The organism is Desulfotomaculum copahuensis (assembly GCF_001655685.1).
GTDB lineage: Bacteria > Bacillota > Desulfotomaculia > Desulfotomaculales > Desulfovirgulaceae > Desulfotomaculum_G > Desulfotomaculum_G copahuensis.
In genome coordinates, this window is record NZ_LYVF01000158.1 from 152,690 (window position 1) to 176,960 (window position 24,271).

Here is a 24,271-nt window from a genome sequence, read left to right on the forward strand (position 1 = left end):
TCGTAATTCCGGCAAAACGGCTGTATATTGCTCCGGCCGGTGGTTATAATAGCCTTACCAGGGTCTGTAGTGACCGGGCCGGGATCAGTAGCGGAACCGGAAGCCTTACCACCCATGGGAGCTGGTAATCACAGGGTTAGACGCGGCAGGAAGATAGCGTCGAACCCGCCGGGTATCTGATTCTGGCCGGGCAAAGGCCGTCACGGGTGCCGCAACGGTTTGCGGCAGCTGGAAGGTTGCCGCAAACCGTGCAAGAAAAGCGTAGCGGCCATAGCGCAGGTCATTACAGGCCCTGTATAAAGAAACCCTTCTCCGGTGGAGAAGGGTTTCTGCCTGCCCTCTTTACTGCCGGACCGCCGCTGCACAGCGCGGGCAAAGGGTGGGATGTGCGGCATCCTGTCCCACTGCCGGGTGGTACATCCAACAGCGCTCGCATTTCTCACCAGGTGCCCGCTTAATCACCACACCCAAACCGGGTACGGTTTCCGAAACCGGTACACCCTGCCCGGGCAGCGGCTGTAAATGCACACCGGAAACGATAAACAACGCCGGCAGATCCGCCGCCGCCCCGGACAAAAACTCGAACAGTTCACCACCGGCATACAGCTCCACCATTGCCTCCAGGGAATTGCCGATTAACTTGTCCCGCCGGGCCGTTTCCAGCGCCCGGGTTACCTCGGCGCGCACCGCCAGCAGGCGCTCGTACTTTTGCTCCAGTCCGGCATCCAGGTAGTCTTCGTTTACTTCCGGCATGTCGGTTAACTGCACGCTGACCGGCAGATCCTTTTCCCGGGGTACGTAAAGCCAGATCTCTTCCGTGGTGAAGGCAAGCACCGGCGCGAGCAGCCGCACCAGAACGTGCAGGATCCGGTAGAGCACCGTCTGGGCGGCCCGCCGCTGCTGTGAAGCGGCGGGTGATGTATACAGCCGGTCCTTGATCATGTCCAGATACAGGGAACTCATGTCAATCGTACAAAATCCGTGCACGGCATGATAGACCACGTGATATTCGTATTCCCGGTAGGCATCCAGCACCCGCCCGATCATCCGGTGCAGGCGCAGCAAGGCCCAGCGGTCGATTTCCGGCAGGTTTTCGTAGGCCACCTGATTCGTTTCCGGATTGAAATCATACAGGTTGCCGAGCAAAAAGCGGATGGTGTTGCGAATTTTACGGTAGGACTCGGTCATCTGCTTCAAGATGTTCGGCGACGCCGCCAGATCGCCGCGGTAATCGGCGGAACTGACCCACAGGCGTAAAATATCGGCGCCCATTTGTTTGATTACTTTGAGCGGATCGACCACATTGCCCAGTGATTTGCTCATTTTACGCCCCTGCTCGTCGACCACGAAACCGTGGGTGAGCACGGCCCGGTAAGGCGCTTGGCCCCGCACAGCCACCGCGGTGGACAGCGAACTGTTGAACCAGCCCCGGTGCTGGTCACTGCCTTCCAGGTACAGATCCGCCGGCCAGCGCAATTCCGGCCAGACGGCCGGTTGTTCCAGCACGCCCAGATGGGAGGAGCCGCTGTCGAACCAGACGTCCATGATGTCGGTTTCCTTGGTGAAGCCGGTGGCACCGCAGGACGGACATTTAAGTCCGGGCGGCACCAGTTGGTCCGCTTCCCGGGCGAACCAGACGTCGGAGCCGTATTCTTTGAACAACGTCTGTAAATGCGCAATCGTTTCAGCGGTAATGATCTCCTTCCCGCAGCCGGCGCAATAAAAGATGGGAATGGGCACGCCCCAGGTACGCTGGCGGGACACACACCAATCGCCCCGGTTGGCCACCATATTATGAATGCGCTCCTCGCCCCAGGCCGGGATCCAGCGCACCTGGCGGATGGCCTCCAGCGCCTGCCGGCGGAAACCTTCGATCGAGGCGAACCACTGCTCGGTGGCCCGGAAAAACACCGGGTTTTTGCAGCGCCAGCAATGCGGATACTGGTGCCGGATGGTCCCTTCATGCATCAGGTGTCCCTGACGGGTTAACTCCGCACTGACACTCCGGTTGGCGTCGGTGTAAAACTGGCCGGCAAACGGCCCCGCTTCGGCCATGAAATGTCCCTGCCCGTCGACAGGTGAAAGAATGGGCAACTTGTACTTCAGCCCCACCAGGTAGTCCTCGTGGCCATGTCCGGGAGCGGTATGCACACAGCCGGTGCCCGCCTCAAGGGTCACATGGTCGCCCAGGATGAGCGGGGAATCCCGGTCGATAAAGGGATGACGGCAAATCACCATTTCCAGCTCCCGGCCCGGGATTTCCTTTTCCACCTGCCAGTCTGTCAGACCCACCGCTCCGGCAAAAGAAGATAAGAGCTCCTTCGCCACCACATATCGCTCCCCCGCCGAACGGACCAGGACATAAGTAAAATCCGGATGTACGGAAATGGCCAGATTGGCGATCAACGTCCAGGGGGTGGTAGTCCAGATGACCACATAACTGCCGGCGGGCAGGATCCCCCGCCCGTCTTTTACCGGGAAGCGCACATAAATGGAAGGGGATTTTTTGTCCTGGTACTCCACTTCCGCTTCCGCCAAAGCGGTTTCACAGGTGGCGCACCAGTATACCGGTTTCAAACCCTTGTAAATATAGCCGCGCCGGGCCATCTCGCCGAATACGCCAATCTGCGCCGCCTCATAATGCGGCATCAGCGTCAGGTAAGGATGTTCCCAGTCGCCGCGCACCCCCAGGCGCTTAAATTCCTCCCGCTGGATGGACACAAATTTCAGGGCGTATTCCTTGCACTGGCGGCGGAATTCCACCGGATGCACAGCATGCCGGTTCAAACCCAAATTTTTAATCGCCTGCTGCTCAATAGGCAGGCCGTGAGTATCCCAGCCCGGCACATAGGGAGCATCATAACCGGCCATACTGTGGTACTTGACGATCATATCCTTGAGCACCTTATTCAAAGCGGTGCCCAGGTGAATGTGACCGTTGGCGTAGGGAGGGCCGTCATGCAGGATGAATTTCGGCCGGCCGGCGTTTTTTTGCTGGACCAGCTTATAGACGTCAATCTCCTCCCAGAATTTTTGCATTTCCGGTTCCCGCTGGGGCAGGTTGGCCCGCATGGGGAAATCGGTACGGGGTAAGTTTAATGTTTTTCCGTAATCCATGACTACCACCTTAACTTTGATTTAGAAGCAAAATGGCCAATAAAAAACCCCGCCCCTAGGGACGGGGATATACCCGCGGTACCACCCTGGTAGGCGGGTCGTAAAACCCCGCCCGCTTGGATAACCGATAACGGCGGTCAACCGTCCGGGCTTAATGGGCAAAGGCCGGAACCCCGCCGTTCAGCCGGCGCCTCACGGGTGATTTTCGTCGCCTGCCCGTACCCGGTTCACAGCTTCCCCGGGCTCTCTGGTACTGGGCCGGGCCACTACTCGTCCCGTTCAACGGTGGTTTGAGAAAATATAGTATATTATATACATAAAACCGGGCCAAGGTCAAATCAAACCCCGTTTTTCCCGGCCAGGGCGATAATTTTTTCCCTCTTCGCCCCGGCCACCCGGATCACCTTGTTGCGCCCGGTGTGCCCGGATACGATGTCCACCTGCGACCGGGGCACGGCCAGCAACCGGGCGAGGAAAACACGGCAGGCCTCATTGGCTTCGCCGTCCACCGGCGGCGCGGTCAAACGCACGCGCAGGGCGTCCTCATACAGGCCGGCCAACTGGTTTTTGGCCGCCCGCGGCTGCACACGCACTTTGAACAGCACACCGTTTTCATCCTCCCTTACCCAGAGCAAATAACCGCACCACCTTGATTATGTAAACCTAATAGCCCAACGCGCGCGCCAGATTAATCAGCAACTGGCGCAGTACTTCCAGGGCAAAAAACGCCACCAGGGGTGAAAAATCCAGCGCGCCCACCGGCGGCACAAAACGGCGGATAAAACCCAGCAGGGGCTCCGTTGTTTCGTATATAAAACGAATCAAGGGGTGATAGGGATTGTGACGGATAAACGACAAAATGATCCGGATAAAAATCAACCATACATAAACCTGGAAGATGATATTAATGATTCTTTCAATGCTCATTTTTCACCCCGCGTTTTCAAGCCGGCCGACATTTCACGGGAACGGCCGGTGGCGTCCTCCACCGCCCGCATCAAAGTAACCCGCAGACCGCCCTCCTCCAGGGCGTAAACGCCGGCAATGGCGGTGCCGCCGGGCGTGGTAACCATGTTTTTCAGCCGTCCGGGGTGCTCTTGCGTCTCCATGACCATCCTGGCCGCACCAAGCATGGTCTGGGCACTCAACAACAGGGCTATATCCCGGGGCAGCCCCACCCTCACTCCGGCGTCGGCCATGGCCTCCAGGATGACGAACATATAGGCCGGGCCGCTGCCGCTCAAACCGGTTACAGCGTCCATCAGGTTTTCGGACACCTGAACCGCCTTGCCGACCGCCGAAAAAACAGCCATCGCCCGCTCCCGGTCCTCCGCACCGGCATACTTCCCGGCGCAAAGCGCACTGGCACCCGCACCCAGCAAACAGGCCGTATTGGGCATCACCCGGATCACCGCCACCGGTTGGGACAGAAAACCTTCGATAAAAGCGGTGGGGATCCCGGCGGCGATTGAAATCAAGGTTTGACCGGGGTAAAAAGCAGCACCGGTTTCGTGCAGCACTTCCTCCACCATTTGCGGTTTGACGGCCAGGATCACGATATCCAGTTCCTGCACCAGATCACGGTTTCCCTGCACGCCGTTGATACCCAGCTTGCGTTGCAAATATTCAATGCGTTCCGGACGCACATCGCTGACAAAAAGGTTGGCGGCGGCTATGCCGCTGTTTAGCAAACCGGTCAGCAGCGCCTCGGCCATGGCTCCCCCGCCCAGGCAGCCGATTTTTAAACCGCTTAAAACCACAAGAACACCTCCGCCGCATGCTTAATCAGTCCAGGGCACTACTGTCCGCCCGGTTAATTCCTTGACTTCGCTGGCTATATCCACATTGCTCGGAACAAAAAGGAAAATCCCGTTGCCCACCTTCTGCGTGTTGCCGTTGAGCGCAAAGGTGGCGCCGCTGACAAAGTCCACCACCCGCCTGGCCAGTTCCGGTTCGGCCTTTTCCAGGTTGATGATCACCGGACGCCGGTTTTTCAGGTGCTCGGCGATTGCCTGCACTTCATCGAATACATCCGGTTCGGCCACCACCACCCGCACCTGGCGCTGGGCGTGCAAACTGAGCACCTGACCGCGGCGCCTGGCCGGCGGTATGTCCTCCTCTACATCCTGATAGCGCTCTTCCCTGTCCTTTTCCTCCTCCTCCAGCGGTTCCTCTTCAAAACCCATAAAACCCAGTACTTTGTCCATCAACTTTCTGGCCATCACTTATCCCTCCCGAGGACCAAAAATTGCAGTACCGACCCTGATCAGCGTGGCTCCTTCCTCCACTGCAACCGCATAATCACTGCTCATACCCATGGAAAGAAGCTCCAGCGGCAATGACGGCATCTTTTGCCGCAACTCCTCCGCCAGCAGGCGCAACGCCCGGAAAACCGGCCGCGACTCTTCCGCGCGGGATGCCAGCGGTGGAATGGTCATCAATCCGCGTACCTGCAACCCTTCAATCAGCAGGCATTCTTGCAAAAACCCGGCCACTTCCCCGGGCGGCAAACCGTATTTGGCCGGATCGCCGGCCACGTTGACCTGCACCAGCACCGGCGCAACCCATCCCTTTTCCACCGCCCGGCGGCCAATCTCCCGGGCCAGATGCAGACTGTCCAGGGAATGGATGAGCTGAACCCGGCCGGCAATCAATTTTACTTTGTTGGTCTGCAAGTGTCCGATCAGGTGCCATTGCACCCCGGACGGCAGTTCCGGCTGTTTGGCCAGCAACTCCTGCACCCGGTTTTCGCCGCAGGCGGTCGCCCCGGCCGCCAGTGCCTCTGCAATGCGGTCCGGAGCAACCGTCTTGGTGACCACCACCAACTGCACCCGGGCCGGATCCCGTCCGGCCCGGCGGGCCGCTGCCGCCGCCGTTTCCTTTACATGGCGCAGGTTTTCGCCTATGCTTGCCATACTATTCAATCCGGTCCCCTTCCCGCGCCCACCGGGGATTGACCACAATTTGCGTGGCATTGTTCAAACCGGCGCCAGTAACGGCCGCCCGTCCGGACAAACTGCCGCGCACATCAACCGGCGTCCAGCGTACGGTTTGACGGGAAAGCACAAACAGCCCCGTTCTTCCCCCCCGTACGACCAGCGCCCCGGCCGGCACCAGAAAACCGGACAGATCCCCCTTTATCAAATCAACTGTCACCTGTCTGAAATGAACCAACTGATCGGGATAATCAGTTACCGAAACCACCGTCTGCCAGCAACCACCGCTTTGACGGCTCTCCACAATCCTTCCGGACAACCTGTTCCCCTGCCAGAGCAGCGACAGGCTCTTACCCCGCGCCATATCCGCCGTCCGGTAATCCTTTTCCGGTGTTTGCAGCCAGAACAAGACCGGAGACAGGTTGTCCACCACCTTGCCCACCGGCCGTCCCTTTTCCACTGTCATGCCATTGACCGGACGGTCCCGGTTCTGTTCCAGTTTTTCCAGTTTGTTCATTTCTAATGCATTTAACATTTCCGGCTTGAGAGTATTTTCCAGACCATCCACGCCGGTGCTAAAAATACCGGCCACCGGAGCCCTAACTTCCATCCGGGCGCCGCCGGGGGTTTCGATCACCGCCACCGTATCCCCGGCCCGCACCCGCTCGCCGTCTGTAACCGGCAGCGTCAGCCGGCCGCCGGCGGGAGCGGACAACAATGTCTCCTTTTTCACCAGCCAGGCGCTGACGGCGGCTGTTTCACGCATGCTGCCCGGCACCAGAAACTCCACCCGGATCAGCCTCACCCGGCATGCCTGCCAGAGAAAATATCCGGCCAGGCAGAGAACCAGCAAAGCAAAAACAACCAGCACAAACGCCGCCCTCCGGCGCCGCCCGGCCGCTCCAGTCCGTCCGGTCACGATCCACCATCTCCCGCCGGATGGCACGTTAACTGGTAATATTCAACGGGGCCGCGGTAAATCCTGCCTGAAAAGGCGCCTTTACGGGCGCCCTGGCAAAAAGTTTTATTTTTTTGTGCGGGTTAATTAAGTTCCCGGCGCTCACCGGTGACCAGATAGATCACCGCTTCACCGATATTGGTGGCATGGTCGGCAATCCGCTCCAGGTAGCGGCTGACGTAAAGCAGGTAGGTGGATTGCATGACCACCTTGCTGTTTTCCATCATGATGTTGATCAATTCCCGGAATGTCTTGGCAAAAAGAAAATCGACCTCGTCATCCAGGGCGCACATTTCCCGGGCTTTTTCCACATCCCCGTGCACATAGGCGTCCAGCCCGTCCTTGACCATCTGCTGGGCCAGCCGGGCCATCTGCGGAATATATTCCAGAGGCTTCACCGTCAGGGGTTGACCGCTCAAACACATGGTTGCCCGGGCGATATCCACGGCATGATCGGCCATCCGTTCCAGGCTTAAAAGGATTTTGATGCCTGTAATGGCTACCCTTAAATCCCTGGCGATGGGCTGCTGGGTGGCAATCAGCTTGACGCATTTATCCTCGATTTCCAGGTATAATTCATCAATCATCTCGTCACCCATGATCACCTGGGCCGCTCCGGCCACATCCAGCTTGACCAGCGACTGTACGGAATCATAAATGGCCTGTTCGACCAGGCTGGCCATACGCAGGATGTCCTGTTGCAATTCGGCCAGGGCTTTATCGAAAGATGAGCGGGGACTCATGCTTTATCCCTCCCTGACAATAAGTTATGACGATTATAACCCGCCGGTCCCGGTTGAACAAGCTTTTTTCTAACCGAACCGGCCGGTAATGTAATCCTCTGTGCGCCGGTTTTGGGGACGGGTGAATATATCGTCGGTAATTCCCCACTCCACCAGTTCGCCGTTCAGGAAATAGGCGGTGATGTCGGAAACCCGCGCCGCCTGCTGCATGTTGTGCGTCACAATGATAATCGTGTAGTCTTGTTTTAAAACCTGGATCAATTCCTCAATTTTCAGCGTGGAAATGGGGTCCAGCGCTGAACTGGGTTCGTCCATCAACACCACTTCCGGCTCCACCGCCATCAGGCGGGCGATGCACAAGCGCTGCTGCTGGCCGCCGGACAGCCCCAGGGCGGATTTGAACAGGCGATCCTGTACCTCATCCCACAGGGCGGCGCCCCGCAGGCTCATTTCCACAATTTCGTCCAGTTGACGTTTATTTCGGACACCGTGAATACGCGGGCCGTAGGCCACGTTATCGTACACCGACATGGGGAACGGGTTGGGCCGCTGAAACACCATGCCCACCCTTTTGCGCAGATCCACCACATCCACATCCGGGGCGTAAATATTTTCCCCGTCCAGCAGCACCTTGCCCTCCACCCGCACTCCTTCGAAAAGATCGTTCATCCGGTTCAAAGTGCGCAGGAAAGTGGATTTGCCGCAGCCGGACGGCCCGATCAAAGCCGTAATCCGGTTGGCGGGAACCTTTAAATTGATGTTTTTCAGTGCCTGAAAATCTTTATAATAAAGGTTCAGGTTTTCGACCAGGATTTTTATTTCCTCCACCCGGCACCCTCCCTGGTAAATAAATTATCTTGCCCGGGTATGTCATAATTTTTCGCCCGTCCTCCGGCCATTGCCGTTTATACTAGCAAATAAATATTACCACTGCATTAGCAAAAGGTTAATTTTACATTAAGGTTGCCGCGCCTTCCCCCGCCGGCAGGGTGAAACTGAAAACGCTGCCGCGGCCCGGCGTGCTTTCCACCTGGATCTTCCCGCCGTGGGCGCGGATAATGTGTTTGACAATGGCCAGACCGATGCCGATCCCCCCCAATTCCCGGGAACGGGCTTTGTCCACCCGGTAAAAACGTTCAAAGATCCGCGGTAAACTTTCCGCCGGAATGCCCACGCCCGTGTCCGCCACACTCACCTCAAGCCGGCCGTCAGCCGCCGCCGCGCTTACAGTAACCTGTCCGCCGCCAGGGGTATATTTCAGGGCGTTGTCAACCAGGTTGATCAATACCTGGGCCAGCATATCCGGATCGCCCTGCACAACCGGCAAACCGGAAGGTAACCGGCTGAGCAGGGTGATGTTCTTTTCCCTGGCCTGGGGCCGGAACATGGACAACACCCGGCTAATCACATCAATCATGTCCACCGGTTGCCAGCGGTGCACCACACGCCGCTCTTCGATCTTGGAAAGGTCCAGCAAATCATCGATCAATCTGGTCAGCCGTTCGGTTTCCGCGCTCATGATCTCAAGAAAGTGACGGGCCGTTTCCCGGTCGTCCAGTGCACCGTCCAGCAGGGTTTCCAAAAAGCCGCGGATGGAAGTGAGCGGCGTACGCAATTCGTGGGAGACATTGGCCACAAATTCACTGCGCATGTCATCCAGTTTCTTGCGCTCGGTGACGTCCCGCAGTAAAACGACCACTCCGCCTTTTTCCCGGTCCGCTTCTTCCAGCGGGGTGGCATGCAAACGAAAAATACGCGGCTCGGGCGCAATAATTTTTATTTCCCTGGTCAAAGGCTGCTGCGTTTTCAATGCCCGCTCAAGCAGCAGTTCCAGGTCGAAATTGCGGATTACGCCAAGGATATTTTTACCCTGGCAGTCCTCCTGTTTAATATTGAAAATCTCCTCCACCACCGGATTGACCAGCAGAACCTGTCCCTGCCGGTCCAGGGCAATCACCCCGTCGGCCATGCTGTTCAGGATGGCCCGGGCACGGTCCTTTTCCTCTGTAATCTGGTTGATCGTCCGGCGCAATTGCCGGGCCATTTCGTTGACACTGTTGGCCAGTTGGCCGATCTCGTCCCGGGAATAAAGGTGCAGTTCCCGGTCCAGCCTGCCGCGGGCCATTTCCCGCGCCGTTTCATTGATTTCACTCAACGGCGCCACCACCCGGCGGTAGAGCAACCAGGCCAGCACCACGGAAAGGAGCAGGGCCACCGCCAGGGCGCCGGTCAGGTTCAACTTTTGGGCGGCAACCAGCTGCAACAGGGCGAAAAAGATGATCACCATAAAAAAGTAACTGGCCACCGGACGCCAGGTGATGCCGTGCGGGAGTTTCCAGTTCATTATTCCGGCACCTCCTGAAAACGGTAGCCGACCCCGCGCACGGTTTCAATATATTGCGGCGCACCGGGCACCTGCTCCAGCTTCTGGCGGATGTGCCGGATGTGTACATCCACCGTGCGCGAATCACCCACATAATCATAACCCCAGATCTGTTCCAGCAGGTACTCCCGGGAAAAAACTTTCCCCGGCTGCCGGGCCAAAAACCGGAGCAACTCGAATTCCTTGGGGGTGAGCTCCTGTTTAATGCCGTCCAGGGTGACCAGAAACCGTTCCTGGTCGATGACCAGGCGGCCGTGCACGATGCGCCCGCCTTGCTCCGCCCGGATCAGCCCCGCCCCGGCGCCGGGCTCGCTGCGGCGCAGCCGGGCCTTGACCCGGGCCAGCAATTCCCGCGGGCTGAAAGGTTTGGTCACGTAATCGTCTGCGCCCATTTCCAGCCCGAGCACCTTGTCCAGTTCCTCGCCGCGGGCGCTGAGCATAATTACGGGAATCTTCCTGGTTTGCCCGTCCTGCTGCAAGGCCCGGCAAACGGAAAGACCGTCCTGGCCGGGCAACATGATATCAAGCAGAATTAAGTCGGGTATTTCGGCACGGGCCAGTACCAGCGCGCCGTTGCCGTCCCGGGCCACCAGCACCTGGTAGCCTTCCCGCTCCAGGTTGAATCTGACCAGTTCAATTATGTTTTCTTCGTCATCTACCACCAGGATTTTGGACATGACAACCTCCTTCCCGGTCCCGTCATAACAACATAAGCAGGGAAGCCATCCGGCCGGTACGACCCCCGCTGCCCCGGTGGGAAAAGAAAAGCGCGGGATGGCAGGCGGTGCAAAGGCCGGCCACAGAAATAGCGGCTGCCGGCAGTCCGGCGTCCAGCAGGGTGCGCCGGTTGGCTTCCTGGAGATTTAAATACCAGCGGCCCGGACCGGCCGGCCGGACCAGTTCCGGCCAGCCGGAAAAACTTTCCCGCAAACGTTCCAGCACCGGTTCATCCACCTCATAACAGCACGGGCCGATGGACGGCCCGATCCCGGCCAGACAATCCGGCGGCCGGGTGCCGAAGGCAGATTGCATGGCATGCACTGTTTTTTCGGCAATGCGCAGGCATGTCCCCTTCCACCCGGCATGGGCCAGGCCGATCACCCGCTGAACCGGATCGAACAGGAAAACGGGCACGCAATCGGCATAAAAGCTGGCCAGGGGCAACCGCCGCTCGCCCGTGATCAGCGCATCGGTATCCGGCAAGGCGCCGTCCGGCGATTTCGCCCCCCGTCCCCGCTGCCCGCCGGTCACCACCGCCACCCGGTCGCCATGCACCTGCCGGCCGGCCACCAGATGCTCCGCCGGCCAGCCCAGGGCGGTGCAGATGTGTGCCCGGTTGCTCAATACATGCACCGGATCATCCGGTACATTAAACCCCAGGTTCAAGGCGGCGAAATCGCCGCCGCTAACACCGCCGCACCGGGTGGTGAAGGCATGGGCCACCAGGCCGGTGGCTTGAAAAGAGTCAATTACCAGGTATTTCAGGCCGCCCTGCTCAACTAAAGTAAAACCGGACAAAATGAAACAAATCCTTTCCCAACGACCATGATTTTTTGCCCACCACCCGCAAATGAAAAGGCCGGTGGCCGTACCCCGCCGCTCCAACGCCCCGGTCCGGCGAAACACGGCCGCCGCGGTCAAGACCGGTCAAAAGGTGGCGGCCGTAAATGACACCGGTTGAATACTGCATTCACATAGATTATATCTACCCCGTGGTGATCGCGCAACTTGTCAACCGGCCTGTTTGTTTATGCGCTCCAACAGGCCGTTCAAATCATTCAGTTGATGCATGATCTGGCTGTAATGGCCCCGCCCCAGCCCGCCTTTGAGCATTTCTTGCAATTTTGCCGCCACCGCCGCCTGCACCCGGCTGATTTCCTCCGCGCTGACCGGTATGCCGGGAGTCAACTGCACCGTTTCACCCAGCGCCGGTACGCTGACGGGCAGGGCATAGCGCTGGCCGATTTGTTCAGCCAGGGCGCTTGCCGATTCCGGTTCTCCGTGCACCAGAAAAACACGCTTGATCTGGGAGCGGAAAAAGCCCAGCCATTCCAGCAGATCCCGTTGGTCGGCGTGCGCCGAATAGCTGTCGATACTTCTGATCGCCGCCCGTACGGCGATCTCTTCGCCGTGAATGCGCACTGTTTTGGCACCGTCTTTAATCTGCCGCCCCTTGGTCCCGGGTGCCTGGTAGCCGACAAACAACACTGTGCACTCCGGACGCCACAGGTTATGCTTGAGGTGATGCTTGATGCGGCCGGCGTCGCACATACCGCTGGCCGAAATGATCACCGCCCCGCTTTTGATATTGTTCAGGGCCACCGACTCCTCCACGGTATGGGCGAAATGCAGGCCTGGCATAGCCAGGGGATCCCGCCCATGATTGATTAAAAAGCTGGCCTCCGCGTCAAAGCAGTCACTGTGCTTGCGGAACACCTCCGTGGCCGCCGCGGCCATCGGACTGTCGATGAATACCTTTACCGGCGGGAAACGCTTGTTGATCACCAGCTTGTTCATGTCATAAATCAAGTCCTGCGTGCGTTCGACCGCAAAGGCCGGGATAATCAGATTGCCCCCCTTACGGTAGGCCTCCCAGACCACCTGGTGCAGTTGCTCCGTCGTATCCCCCTGTTCGGGATGCAAACGGTTGCCATAGGTGGATTCCATGATTACATAGTCGGTCCGCCGTAAAAGCGACGGATCTTTCAAGAAGGGCCTGCCCCGGCTGCCCAAATCACCGCTGAACACGAGTTTGGTAGTCTGCTCCCCTTCCAGGGCGTAAACCTCCAGCAGGGCGGAACCGAGAATATGCCCCGCGTCCATGAAGCGCACGCTGAGCTCCCGGTTCAGTGATACAATCTCGTTATAGTCCACCGGTTCAAAGAAACGCAGGCAGTCCCGGGCTTGATCAGCGGTATAGACCGGCTCCAGTTCCGGCCGTCCGGCCCGCCTGGCCTTGCGGTTCAGACGTTCCACTTCCATTTCCTGAATGTAGCCGCTGTCGGGCAGCATTACCGAACACAAATCCATGGTGGCCGCCGTGGTCACGACCTTCCCCTTAAAGCCGTGTTTGACCAGTTTGGGGATCAGCCCGCTGTGGTCGATATGGGCATGGGTAAGCAAAACATAATCAATGCTCTCCGGCGGTACGGTAAAAGGCTGATAGTTGCGTTCCCGCAACACCCGTGCCCCCTGGAACATCCCGCAATCCACCATCACCCGGGTGGCCCCCACCTCCAGAAAATGGCAGGAACCGGTGACTGTCTGGGCGGCTCCCAAAAAGCGTATGCGCATGTTGAAACCTCCCGTCCCTCTTTCTTCAGAAGCACTTGACAGATGATTTAATTCCCCTTATCGACGGCAAATCCCTGCCGGTGGTTAAAAATAACCCGGCTTGACAGCGGCCCGGCAGGAGCGTAAGCTATAATCAAAAAGCGGTTGACCTCCCCCGGCGCTGCTGTACATGCGGGGAGAGGCAAATTTCATCAACCGCCGCCCGGAGGGTGGCCGGTTGCTGGTAATTTACAGCACCGGTTGCTGGTAATTTACAGCAAAGGAAAGGTGTGATTTTAATGCCGATTTACGAATTTCGTTGTGCCGCCTGCGGACGGCGATTTGAAAAATTGTGTGCGCTCGGTGAAAACGGACAAAATCTGACCTGCCCGCAATGCCACACCGCGGCGCCCAAACGGGTGATGAGCGGTTTTGCCGCCGCCGGCAGGCGCGATGAAGCCGGCGGGGGCGCTGGAAGCAGTTGCGCCGGGTGCTCCTCCGGCAATTGCTCCTCCTGTGGGCATTAAGGATTGGCCGAAGCGACCGGACCGTACGGTTCAATGTCCGGCCAAACGCCGCGGGCCGTTCAGCCGTCCCGCCTCCGGCGGCCTTTATCCGCCGGAGGGGATAATTGATGGTAGAAAAATAAAAGTAAGGTGCGGAGGTTTTTCCCCGCCTTACTTTTTTATACCGGGAACCCCTTTTCAGCGTACCAGCGGAACAGGCCGGGTAATTGAAAAGACTCCCGCCGTATGGCTCATACTGCATTTCCGGTCCACCCCCTCCGGCCGCACGCATCTTCACCCGGTGCCATTTTATGTTCCCGGAGGGAAAAAAGTGATTACACCGACGCCCAGCGGGCCGGGATTACCCTCCCGGCGTCCATGGACGCGGCTACATCGATGATGCGCTGGTTATCCGAACCCCGGAAAGGCAGATCCGGATTCCGCCGTTCCTGCTGGAACGGTCCGTCAACCAGATAATCGGAGGACACCAGCAACTCCCGGATCCCCCTGTCCTCTCCGGCCCGCGACCAAAGGTCCTCCCAGGTATAGCCGGTATAAGTGATCACATCCTTGCCCAGCCCGCGCACCCGGCCGGCCAGCGCAGCCAGGGCGGCGGCCTGCCCGAAGGGCTCGCCGCCGGAAAGAGTCACTCCTTTGAGCAGCGGATTGGCCCGCACCATGACCATTATTTCCGCCACCGTCGTTTCCACGCCCCCGGCCGGATCCCAGGTATGCGCATTGTGGCAGCCCGCACAGTGGTGAGGACAACCCTGCACAAAAACCACCAGGCGCAACCCCGGCCCGTCCACCACGCTTTCCTTGATTATTCCGGCCACACGTAACTTCATATTAATTCTCCCCGAATGACATTTTTTCGATCCCGCGTCCTGTTTCCGGACTCACTCGCGCAAACAGCCAGGTGCGATGAAATTCCCCGCCGGCACACTCTTCAGCCAACCGTTCACCGGCAATGCCGGCCGGCCCGGCCGGATGCAGGGGAGGAACCGGCCATTCACCTTAACTCAAGCTATGGGTCACACGATCGTTCAGCTCCGCCACCTTGCTGTCGTTAAAGCGGTCCACCGTGCTCAAATAGCCGGTGATGCGCCGTACCCGCCGGATCGCGGCCGAGCCGCAACGCGGGCAATTTTCTTCCGCGATCACACCGAGCAAGTTGCAGTTGGTACAGAAATCCACCGGAAAGTTCACCGCCGCGTAGCCCATATCACTGGACGCCATATGCCGGACGATGGCTTCCATCGCCTCATTGTTATGCAGCGGCGGCGAGGCCATTTCCACATAGCTGATGTGGCCGGCGTTGCAATATTTGTGGTAAGGTCCTTCCAGACTGATTTTATCGAAACTGCTGATTATATAGTCAACTGGCACATGGAACGAATTGGTATAGTACTCCTTGTTGGTCACCCCCGGAATAATGCCGTATTCCTTGCGATCCAGCTTGACAAAGCGGCCGGACAAACCTTCCGCCGGAGTGGCCAGCAAAGTGTAATTCAAATTGTATTCCTCGCAGGCCTGGTCGATGCGTTGCCGCATGAAGGCCACAATCTCCCGGCCCAGGGCCTGGGCTTCTTCGCTCTGTCCGTGATGACGGCCGGTCAGGGCGGTAAGCGCTTCAGCCAGGCCGATAAAGCCCATGGCCAGAGTGCCGTTGACAATGGCCGGTTCAATCGGATCCTCCGGCTTCAAACCGGCCGACCCCAGGTAAATACCCTGCCCCATGACAAAGGGCAGATCCTTCACTTTCAGTTTGGCCTGCACCTGAAAACGGTGATACAACTGTCTGATCGCCAGTTCCATGGTTTCCGAAAGGAGCCGGTAAAATTTTTGCAGGTCACGTTCAGCTTTGATGCCCAACCGGGGCAGGTTGACGGTGGTGAAGGACAGGTTGCCCCGCGCCGGCGTCACCGCAGGGCCGCGGCGGTTGGCCATCACCCGGCTGCGGCAGCCCATGTAGGCCACCTGATCCCCGTAGGGCCGGTTGAAAGATGCATCCATGAAGCCAAAGGTGGGGTTTAAACGCTTGCTGGCCACCCGGATGGCCAATTGGAACAGGTCGTAGTTCGGGTCTTCCGGAGCGAAGTTCACGCCCTTTTGCAACCGGAAGATAATGTTGGGGAAGATGGGGTTTTCACCGTTTCCCAAACCGGCCTCAAAAGCAAGCAGCAAATTGCGGGTCACCTTGCGCCCGGATTCGGAAGTGTCCGTACCCAGGTTGATGCTGGAAAACGGCACCTGGCTGCCCGCCCGGGAATGCATCGAATTAAGGTTGTACACCAGCGCCTCCATGGCCTGGAAGGTTTCGTGCTCGTCGGCGTTCTCCACGAAAGACGCCATTTCCCGGTCAAAGAAGGGGAAAGACTGGCCGCCGAACATGTCATTCTGTGAGCTCTGTAAAATGATTGCCGCCAGTGCCGTGGCCGAAGTGGGCCTTTTGGGCGGCCGGATATAGCCGTGGCCGGTGTTGAATCCTTCCCGGAGCAGCTTGTCCAGGGGCAGTTGCAGGCAGTTCAATGTTTTGCCATAAAAATCAAGATCATGAATATGGATGTCCCCGCGCAGGTGGGCACCAGCGAAATCCTCGTCCAGCAGGCGGGTCAGGTAGTATTTTTTGCTGGCCGCGCTGGCTATCTGCAGCATCTTGGCCGACGGCGAATTGCCCACATTGGCGTTTTCCCGGTTGGTTTCATCCAGTATTTCCTCCACCGCATCCATCAGGTCGCCTTTGGCCTCCCGGATGCGCGTTCGCCGGTCACGGTAAAGGATGTACGCCTTGGCGGTACGGGCGTGGCCGGCCTCGATGAGCACCTTTTCCACCACGTCCTGCACTTCTTCCACGCCAAAAGTATTACCATTGTACTGCTTTTTCAACAGTTTGAGCACTTCGATAGTCAGCTCCATGGCCGTCTGCCGGTCCTCTCCCCCCACCGCACGGGCGGCCTTGAAAATGGCGTCGGTAATTTTTCCCTCGTTAAAGGACACCTCCCGCCCGTCACGCTTGCGAATTACTTTGAACACTGCTGGCAGCCTCCTTGAAAAGTATTAGCAGGTTAAATGCAACCATATAACCCAATATCATCAATTTATGTATGAATATACCATCAAGAAAGGGCACCGGTTCCACCGACTGCCTCTTCCTCATCCCGGTTTCCTGAAAAGCGCTATTTGTTTTCTTCCCGGCGGCAATCCGACAAACTTTGTATTTCCCGCAAAAAGCCGTCTACATCCCGGAACTCGCGGTACACCGAGGCAAAACGCACATAGGCCACCTCATCCAAACGGCGCAACCGTCCCATAACCATCTCCCCGATGTCCCGGGTGGCTACTTCCATTTCCCCCCTGTTACGCAACTCCTGTTCAATCTCATCCACCATGGCTTCCAGACCGGCCATGGGCACAGGCCGCTTCTGACAGGCCCTGGTCAGACCGGTAAGCAGTTTGTGCCGGTCAAATACTTCCCGCCGCCCGTCCTTCTTCACCACCATCAAGGGAAGTTCGTCCACCCGCTCATAGGTGGTAAAACGGCGGCCGCACCCGCCGCATTCCCGGCGCCGCCGGATGGAGCGCCCGTCATCCGCCGGACGGGAATCCAGCACCCGGCTGTCCGGGTAACTACAGAAAGGACAGCGCAACCGTATCACCGCCTCCCCGCTTGTTAAAGGTTCATTAACATTATATTGTGTTTTCTTTTTAACTATTATACTACATGTTGAAGCGGACAGACAAAGACAGCAAAAGGTACCAGGGGACAACCTGGATAAAATTGCTCATCCGCATGCCCGCTTGGTACCTCTTTCGTATGACGGTGATTTTTGGTCCTGCCTGTCCGTCGTTTCACCACTTGCCAAAAAACTGCATCCGGGGGATTCAGGCCACCGGTATTGCCCGGCGGTTATCGCCAGGGCCGCCCGCCCCCTTCCTCCGGGCCGCTGGCGGCGGTGTTGATGTCGGTCAGATCACGCAAATCAACCAGGATCACGTCAAAGCCGATTTTCTTGATTTTATGCCAGGGCACCACAATTTCTTCCTCCCGTCCGAAAAAGCCCATCAGACGGGTCCCCCCCTGCCCGGGCAGAATGATAGCCCCGATGCGGCCCTGTTCCAAATCAATATCAATATCCTTGATTGGCCCCAATCGGCGGCCGTCGCTGACATTGATCACTTCCCGCGTACGCAAGTCGGAAATCTTAACCAAAAAATTCACCCCCGCCCGGAATATTTTTCCGTTTCATTCTCCGGAAAACCAATGATGCCGGTGGCGCCGCCGTCCGGCGGACGGCTTTGACCCGGAAACCGCCCTGCATAATATATATGCCGCCGGGCAGGCAAGCTGAACTGCTTGTTCCGGGGCAGCAAAAAAACCGGCCCGCGCCGGATTTTTTGCCCGTTATCTTGCCGCCGTCAGCCCCACAGACGGTCAAACCAGTTTACTGAACTGTGCCACCAGTCCAGTACGCGCAGGCGATACTCGACAGTCCCGTCCGGCCCCGGCCCGGCCGGGGCGGCCGCCGCCCGGGCCATAACCGCCGGCGGCAGCTGCAGCCTGAATGCCGGTTCCGCCGGCCGGCCGGCCGGACCGTTTGAATGAACCGGGCAACTGCCCGGGCCGGCCGCCGGTGCGTTCATGCCGTCCGGCCCGGCTGTCGGACCGCGCTCTTCCGGCCGGGAGGCACCGCTGCGCTGTCCATTGTTCCCGGCCACCGGCGGTTTTTCCCCATCCGTCCGGACGGCGCCATTTTCCGGCGGCGCCGTCCAACTGGCCGGCACATCCACAAAACACAACGGCGGAAACAGCACGCACCACCAGTTATGCCCCGCCCCCCGGCCGATAACCACCCGCACCGCCTCATACTCGCCGGCCGGCAGGGTCAGATAGTCCTTTTCCCAGGGATTGCCAGCCGTGGCCAGGTGATAGGTCTTGACCGGAAAAGGGAAATGTCCCATACACACGCTGACCGGATAATCTTTGCCCTCCCGGTGGATTTCCCGCACGGCCAACTGCTGCATGTACCCCAGATTGGCCCGGGCGATTTCCCTGGCCTGAGTGATGTTTTTGGCCTGCCGGAAGCGGGGGGCCATGGTTCCCACAATTACATCCCGCACATGCAGCTTCAAGGCCTGATCGGCTGCTGAATCACTGTTGGCGATGACATGAAAGCGGATCAGTTGATCGGGGGCGTACATCCGCGCCTGCTGCACCCGGTGCCACTGCCAGCCCCCGGCCAAACCGGCCGCCAGCAATCCCAGGGCGACCAAACTGATACGCATTTTCCGGTTCATACTTCATTCTCCCGCGTTTTACATTAGTTTGCTTACACCACCTATTTTCACCAATAAATCCCGGGGTTAAACATTTTTTACTCAACCAGCCGGTTGATGATCAAAAAATAAAAAAAGAACCTCTTCAGGTCCGTTTACTGGAATTTGCTTTTATTGTGACTGACTTCCCGGTCCGTATTCCGGGGGGACGTTACCGCCGGGTGTCCGCCGGTGAGCTTAAAGATATTTGCGCATGTGATTCAGAGCCGCTTTTTCCAGACGGGAAACCTGTGCCTGGGAGATGCCGATTTCATCGGCCACCTCCATCTGCGTTTTGCCTTCATAGAAACGCAGGGTCAGGATCAATTTCTCCCGGTCGCTCAACCGCCGCAGGGCGTCCCGGATGGTGATCCCCTGCAGCCAGTTCTGATCGTGGTTTTTTTCGTCGCTGATCTGATCCATGACAAAAATGGGGTCGCCGCCGTCGTGATAAATGGGTTCAAACAGGGAGATGGGCTCTTGAATGGCGTCCAGGGCAAAGACCACTTCTTCCCGGGGCAGTTTCAACTCGCCGGCGATTTCATTGATCGACGGCTCGCGGGAATGCTTGTTGACCAGGCTGTCCCGTACCTGCAGTGCCTTGTAGGCAACGTCGCGCAGGGAGCGGCTCACCCGGATCGGATTGTTGTCCCTCAGGTAACGCCTGATTTCACCGATAATCATCGGTACCGCATAAGTGGAAAACTTGACGTTCTGGGAAAGATCAAAGTTGTCGATGGCTTTCATCAAACCGATGCAGCCGACCTGAAAAAGATCATCCACATACTCCCCCCGGTTGGTAAAGCGCTGAATTACACTGAGCACCAGCCTGAGGTTGCCGTTGATCAACCGGTTGCGGGCGGAGGGGTCGCCGTTGTGCATTGCTTCGAACAGTTGCCGCATTTGACTTCCTGTGAGCACCGGGAGTTTTGATGTGTTGACACCGCAAATCTCCACCTTGTTGACCAGCATGGACGGCCTCCCATCCCTTAGAGCAGTATGCATTTTTGCCGTAATCACATTATTGCCCCGGCCTGCCGGCTTTATACATCTCCCAGGAAGCTGAGGACGTGAAGAAGGCCCTGGCGGAGGTATTGGCCTGCCGGCTTTATACATCTCCCCGGAAGCCGGCGGAAGGGTCTGAAGCGTACCCGTTCCGGCTGAAAAAATCTATTCCGGGGCAGTTCGCACACCGCCCCGGAATAGATTTGCCCGTCCGTTAATTCGCGGCCGGGCCGTTATCCGGTCACGTCCGGCGCCCGTGACACCACTGCCCTTCCGGGCGGTGCGCCGTTTTTGAACGCAGTTACTCCATGCGGTGAATCTCCTTCTTCAAACGCTTGATAATTCTTTTTTCCAGCCGGGAGATGTAGGACTGGGAAATACCCATCAAGTCGGCCACTTCCTTCTGTGTTTTTTCCACCCCGTTGACCAGGCCGAAACGCAGCTCCATTATTTTGCGCTCCCGTCCGTTCAGTTTCTGCAGGGCCAGGTAGAGCAGTTTTTTATCCACCTCGTCCTCAATATACTTGTAAATAATATCGTTGTCCGTACCCAGCACATCGGACAGCAGCAATTCGTTGCCATCCCAGTCGATATTCAACGGCTCGTCAAAAGACACCTCGGCCCTGGTCTTGCTGTTGCGCCGCAGATACATGAGAATTTCATTTTCAATGCACCGGGAGGCGTAGGTGGCCAGCTTGATTTTTTTGCCCGGGTCAAAGGTGTTCACCGCCTTGATCAGCCCGATGGTGCCGATGGAAACCAGATCTTCGATGCCCACACCGGTATTCTCAAACTTACGGGCGATGTAAACCACCAGGCGCAGGTTGCGCTCGATTAAAACCGTCCTGACAGCCCCGTCGCCGGCCTCCAGCTTGTCAATCAAATATGATTCCTCATCATTGCTCAACGGAGGCGGCAGGGCCTCGCTGCTGCCCACATAATGCACCGCCGGCCGGCAGCCGAGCCGGTCCAGCAACCGGATGGCCAGCAAACGCACCTGCCATTTGATTTGCCACATTTTTGGCAAGGTCATGTCGCCACCTCACTTTTATTTTTTTGACCGCATCAAGCCGCATCCATCAGAACCGGGGGCACCAATGCCCGGTAGGCGCTGCACTGATCCAGTTGCTGACGGTAAACACCCACCACCACCCGTTTTGCCTTGAAAACACGCCCGTCCCGGCAAATCTCCACCGCTTCCGGCCGCACCCCGACCAGCAGGCCGTTGTCCTGCCCCAGGGAACGGAACGGAATCAGGCGGAAACGACTGGCCCAACCGGTGGCACCCAGGCCGGCAAGCAGGGCAACCCCCTCCCCGCCTTTTTCCCAAACCTCCCGTACCGCTTCCGGAAAGGCATCCTTGAGCAGGTCGTATTCGACTACAATCACCGGCTCGCCGGTCAAAGGATCCGTCAGACTGTTTCCCGTATCCACCAGGGCATTGACCGTTACCCGCCGGCCGTTCAGTTCGATGGTCAAAGGCACCTGAAACGCTTTTCCATGACTGCTGCGGTTCAACCAGTGCTTCACCAGGCGGCAGGCACACATCCCGGCGAGCAAGGCCAGTAAAAGGCCGGGCCAGAAATAACGGTTGATGGTATCGGCCATATTTGTGCCTGCATCACCAAAGCCGCTTCCCGTGCGCAGAAAAAATATTATGCCGAACACCATGCCGCCCAGGGCAAAAGAAACCAGATAAAAGAGGCCCAGGCAGGCTGCCATCCGGCGCGGCGGAAGCGGGGCAAAGGCCCCCGCCACCATGAGCACGGAAACTAGTAACTTGACTGGCGGACTAAACAACTGGCCCAGTCCAGGCACAAACATGGCCAGTGAATACAGGCTGCCCGCCCCGGCCACGGCCAACAGGCGGGCGGTCCGTGCCGGCACCCGGCCCAACCGTCCGGTGGCCCGCAGAATGATGTAATTCATACACAGGTTTCCGGCTAGGACCTGATCTACGTAGACCACGTATCCGCTCATCAAACCCACTCCCGCCGGGATTCTAAAAACAGGCCGGCCCCGTTACCAGTGTATGGCCGAAGTAAATTCAATATGACAAGCACAAATGAAAAACCCGGTATCATTATACAATAATGGGATGGAAAAATTTGTCACGATAAATCCCCGGCACCGGATTTATTTTCCCAAAATTTCCCGCAAAAAACCGGGCTGGTTGCCCGCACCCGGTCATGGCGCCCAACACGTGAACATGGCTGCAGCAATGCGTCGCCTACCGTGCTGTTTTGGCCCACTGGCGGCCTATATCCTGCCTGACACGGGAGAATGAGCTATAATTATACTTGAAATAGCGACTGTTTTAGGAAAGGGTTTACGGAAGTGATCGACACGGGGGGGAAGTGCTCAAAGAGAAGGAACCGTTCCTGAAAGTCCATCCGGGAGGGTTTCGGCCTCACCGCCACTGAAGCCCTGTGGAAAGGGCGGCCGCTGGTGGTCACGCCCACCGGCGGACTGGCCTTCCAGGTACAGAAAGGGCGCACCGGCTTGCGTGCCGGCCCGGTGGAAGAACTGGCCGCCCGCATCGGGCAACTGCTGGACAACCCGTCCCTGGGGCGGCGGTTGGGCGCCGCCGTCTTATCCTGCCGGTATACCTGCATAACTGGCTGCATTTGAAACATTTTCCCCGGCCGGCATACCGCTTGACTACAACGCTCCGTGCCGGCCGGCAGGCCGGAAAAAATATGTAAAACGGGCTTTTTAGCCCGTTTCTTAACATTTCCCGCTACTTGTTTTCCGGTCCTTTTTCCGGATCCACCAACCGCTGCGTACCCCTGATCCGGTTCAGATCTTTCTTGCGGTTGCCCTTTATTTCCGGCATTTTGCCTTTTTTGTTTTTGCCCTGCACGGCAATCCCTCCCGGAGAACATTATGATTCCGGGTGCCCTTCCTTATACGTGAAAGCTGCATCAACGGCGGCGTAAAAAGGCTGGAATATCCAGGTCGTCATGGCTGGCAAACGGTTTTATCTCCAACTCGCCCTTGACCCGTTCCTTTTTGGCCACTTTCTGATCAAAGCCGGTGGCGATCACCGTGACCCGGACCTCATCTTCCATTCTTTCGTCAATCACGGCGCCGAAAATGATGTTTGCCTCCGAATCTGCGGCCTGGGAAATGATCTCGGCCGCCTCGTTCACCTCAAACAAACTGAGCGAAGCACCGCCGGTAATGTTCAGTAAAACGCCCCGCGCCCCTTCGATGGATGTTTCCAGCAAAGGGCTGGAAATGGCCATCCGGGCCGCTTCGGAGGACCGGTTTTCACCGCTGGCCAGGCCGATCCCCATCAATGCGGAGCCTGTTTCTTTCATGATTGTCTTTACATCGGCAAAATCCAGGTTGATCAACCCGGGCACGGCAATCAGATCGGATATGCCCTGTACGCCCTGGCGCAGAACATCGTCGGCAATGCGAAACGCTTCCACAATGGAGGTATGTTTGTCAATCACCTGCAGCAGGCGGTCGTTGGGAATGGTGATCAAGGTATCGACCTTCCCTTTCAGGTTTTGAATTCCTTGCTCTGCCTGATTCATCCGCTTGCGGCCTTCGAAGGTGAACGGCCTGGTGACCACCCCCACCGTCAAGGCGCCCAGTTCCTTGGCCACTTCCGCCACCACCGGCGCCGCACCGGTGCCGGTGCCGCCGCCCATACCGGCGGTGACAAAGACCATATCCGAACCTTTCAGGGTCTGAATGATCTCGTCGCGGCTTTCTTCCGCCGCCTTCTGACCGATTTCCGGGTTGGCCCCGGCCCCCAGGCCCTTGGTCAACTTGGCTCCGATTTGAATCTTCTGGGTGGTTTGGGAAAGTTGCAGCGCCTGTGCATCGGTGTTCACCGAAATGAATTCCACACCTTTCAATCCGGCGCTGATCATCCGGTTCACGGCGTTATTGCCGCCGCCGCCCACTCCAATCACCTTTATGCTGGCAAACTGGTCCATGTCAATTTCAAAATCGAGCATTTACATCCTCCTCCGTGGATTCCAGGTTTTTATTTTCAGTCGTCAGCACCGGTTATTGTG

Annotated in this window: 25 protein-coding genes and 1 other annotated feature; of the genes, 2 read left to right on the forward strand and 23 right to left on the reverse strand. The window is 57.9% G+C overall.

Features of this window, described 5'->3' with window-relative positions:
* Positions 1–342: 342 nt before the first annotated feature.
* The 13 genes from ileS to A6M21_RS09875 form a co-directional block, all read right to left on the reverse strand.
* Positions 343–3,117, reverse strand: coding sequence for an isoleucine--tRNA ligase (ileS, locus tag A6M21_RS09815; protein ID WP_066668256.1), 2,775 nt, complete (start codon positions 3,115–3,117; stop codon positions 343–345).
* A gap of 54 nt (positions 3,118–3,171) precedes the next feature.
* Positions 3,172–3,409: a binding site (T-box leader), on the reverse strand.
* A 46-nt stretch (positions 3,410–3,455) separates the two neighbouring features.
* On the reverse strand, positions 3,456–3,752 hold the full coding sequence (locus A6M21_RS09820) for a DUF167 domain-containing protein (RefSeq protein ID WP_066668258.1): 297 nt from the start codon (positions 3,750–3,752) through the stop codon (positions 3,456–3,458).
* Between the two features lie 28 nt (positions 3,753–3,780).
* Complete coding sequence (locus A6M21_RS09825) at positions 3,781–4,044, reverse strand: YggT family protein (RefSeq protein ID WP_066668260.1); 264 nt, start codon at positions 4,042–4,044, stop codon at positions 3,781–3,783.
* Positions 4,041–4,877 (reverse strand): pyrroline-5-carboxylate reductase, encoded by an 837-nt coding sequence (gene proC, locus A6M21_RS09830; RefSeq protein ID WP_066668262.1) that lies wholly within the window; start codon positions 4,875–4,877, stop codon positions 4,041–4,043. The genes A6M21_RS09825 and proC overlap by 4 nt, the downstream gene beginning before the upstream one ends.
* Positions 4,878–4,898: 21 nt before the next feature.
* Entirely contained in the window at positions 4,899–5,339 is a 441-nt protein-coding gene (locus A6M21_RS09835; protein ID WP_066668264.1) for a cell division protein SepF, read from the reverse strand.
* A gap of 3 nt (positions 5,340–5,342) precedes the next feature.
* Complete coding sequence (locus tag A6M21_RS09840) at positions 5,343–6,032, reverse strand: YggS family pyridoxal phosphate-dependent enzyme (protein ID WP_066668265.1); 690 nt, start codon at positions 6,030–6,032, stop codon at positions 5,343–5,345.
* A gap of 1 nt (position 6,033) precedes the next feature.
* Positions 6,034–6,972, reverse strand: a complete 939-nt coding sequence (locus tag A6M21_RS09845) for a biotin/lipoyl attachment domain-containing protein (RefSeq protein WP_151191887.1) — start codon at positions 6,970–6,972, stop codon at positions 6,034–6,036.
* Positions 6,973–7,094: 122 nt separating this feature from the next.
* A complete protein-coding gene (gene phoU, locus A6M21_RS09850; RefSeq protein ID WP_066668268.1) occupies positions 7,095–7,754 on the reverse strand; it encodes a phosphate signaling complex protein PhoU in 660 nt (219 codons plus the stop codon).
* Positions 7,755–7,823: 69 nt separating this feature from the next.
* Positions 7,824–8,582, reverse strand: a complete 759-nt coding sequence (gene pstB, locus A6M21_RS09855; protein WP_066668270.1) for a phosphate ABC transporter ATP-binding protein PstB — start codon at positions 8,580–8,582, stop codon at positions 7,824–7,826.
* Positions 8,583–8,706: 124 nt separating this feature from the next.
* Entirely contained in the window at positions 8,707–10,098 is a 1,392-nt protein-coding gene (gene pnpS, locus A6M21_RS09860) for a two-component system histidine kinase PnpS (protein ID WP_066668272.1), read from the reverse strand.
* A complete protein-coding gene (locus A6M21_RS09865) occupies positions 10,098–10,814 on the reverse strand; it encodes a response regulator transcription factor (protein ID WP_066668275.1) in 717 nt (238 codons plus the stop codon). Before A6M21_RS09865 ends, pnpS begins: the two co-directional genes overlap by 1 nt.
* Before the next feature lie 22 nt (positions 10,815–10,836).
* Positions 10,837–11,655: a peptidoglycan editing factor PgeF gene (gene pgeF / locus A6M21_RS09870; protein ID WP_066668400.1), complete on the reverse strand. Its 819-nt coding sequence runs from the start codon at positions 11,653–11,655 to the stop codon at positions 10,837–10,839.
* A 213-nt stretch (positions 11,656–11,868) separates the two neighbouring features.
* The gene (locus A6M21_RS09875) at positions 11,869–13,431 is read right to left on the reverse strand and encodes an MBL fold metallo-hydrolase RNA specificity domain-containing protein (RefSeq protein WP_066668281.1); all 1,563 of its coding nucleotides are present in this window, start codon (positions 13,429–13,431) and stop codon (positions 11,869–11,871) included.
* Positions 13,432–13,709: 278 nt separating this feature from the next.
* Between A6M21_RS09875 and A6M21_RS09880 the strand changes: the two genes are divergently transcribed.
* Positions 13,710–13,937, forward strand: a complete 228-nt coding sequence (locus tag A6M21_RS09880; protein WP_066668283.1) for an FmdB family zinc ribbon protein — start codon at positions 13,710–13,712, stop codon at positions 13,935–13,937.
* A 314-nt stretch (positions 13,938–14,251) separates the two neighbouring features.
* On the opposite strand, the gene nrdG is transcribed toward A6M21_RS09880, so the two are convergent.
* From nrdG to spoIIGA, 8 genes are all read right to left on the reverse strand, one after another.
* Positions 14,252–14,764 carry an anaerobic ribonucleoside-triphosphate reductase activating protein gene (gene nrdG / locus A6M21_RS09885; protein ID WP_066668284.1) on the reverse strand — a complete coding sequence of 171 codons (513 nt, stop codon included), beginning with the start codon at positions 14,762–14,764 and terminating at the stop codon, positions 14,252–14,254.
* Positions 14,765–14,933: 169 nt separating this feature from the next.
* On the reverse strand, positions 14,934–16,952 hold the full coding sequence (gene nrdD / locus A6M21_RS09890) for an anaerobic ribonucleoside-triphosphate reductase (RefSeq protein WP_066668285.1): 2,019 nt from the start codon (positions 16,950–16,952) through the stop codon (positions 14,934–14,936).
* Between the two features lie 143 nt (positions 16,953–17,095).
* Positions 17,096–17,566 carry a transcriptional regulator NrdR gene (nrdR, locus tag A6M21_RS09895; protein ID WP_066668287.1) on the reverse strand — a complete coding sequence of 157 codons (471 nt, stop codon included), beginning with the start codon at positions 17,564–17,566 and terminating at the stop codon, positions 17,096–17,098.
* Positions 17,567–17,826: 260 nt separating this feature from the next.
* Complete coding sequence (locus A6M21_RS09900) at positions 17,827–18,129, reverse strand: YlmC/YmxH family sporulation protein (protein WP_066668401.1); 303 nt, start codon at positions 18,127–18,129, stop codon at positions 17,827–17,829.
* 206 nt (positions 18,130–18,335) lie between these two features.
* Positions 18,336–19,214, reverse strand: a complete 879-nt coding sequence (gene spoIIR, locus A6M21_RS09905) for a stage II sporulation protein R (protein ID WP_066668290.1) — start codon at positions 19,212–19,214, stop codon at positions 18,336–18,338.
* A 216-nt stretch (positions 19,215–19,430) separates the two neighbouring features.
* Positions 19,431–20,204 (reverse strand): RNA polymerase sporulation sigma factor SigG, encoded by a 774-nt coding sequence (sigG, locus tag A6M21_RS09910; protein ID WP_066668292.1) that lies wholly within the window; start codon positions 20,202–20,204, stop codon positions 19,431–19,433.
* A gap of 334 nt (positions 20,205–20,538) precedes the next feature.
* Entirely contained in the window at positions 20,539–21,270 is a 732-nt protein-coding gene (gene sigE / locus A6M21_RS09915) for an RNA polymerase sporulation sigma factor SigE (RefSeq protein WP_201721863.1), read from the reverse strand.
* A gap of 32 nt (positions 21,271–21,302) precedes the next feature.
* Positions 21,303–22,217, reverse strand: coding sequence for a sigma-E processing peptidase SpoIIGA (spoIIGA, locus tag A6M21_RS09920; RefSeq protein ID WP_078060552.1), 915 nt, complete (start codon positions 22,215–22,217; stop codon positions 21,303–21,305).
* A gap of 468 nt (positions 22,218–22,685) precedes the next feature.
* Here spoIIGA and A6M21_RS17945 point away from each other — a divergent pair, with 468 nt between their 5' ends.
* Positions 22,686–22,868 (forward strand): hypothetical protein, encoded by a 183-nt coding sequence (locus A6M21_RS17945; RefSeq protein ID WP_066668295.1) that lies wholly within the window; start codon positions 22,686–22,688, stop codon positions 22,866–22,868.
* 109 nt (positions 22,869–22,977) lie between these two features.
* On the opposite strand, the gene A6M21_RS19275 is transcribed toward A6M21_RS17945, so the two are convergent.
* Positions 22,978–23,100, reverse strand: a complete 123-nt coding sequence (locus tag A6M21_RS19275) for a hypothetical protein (RefSeq protein ID WP_282434540.1) — start codon at positions 23,098–23,100, stop codon at positions 22,978–22,980.
* A gap of 61 nt (positions 23,101–23,161) precedes the next feature.
* Positions 23,162–24,211 (reverse strand): cell division protein FtsZ, encoded by a 1,050-nt coding sequence (gene ftsZ, locus A6M21_RS09930; RefSeq protein WP_066668297.1) that lies wholly within the window; start codon positions 24,209–24,211, stop codon positions 23,162–23,164.
* Positions 24,212–24,271 lie beyond the last annotated feature (60 nt).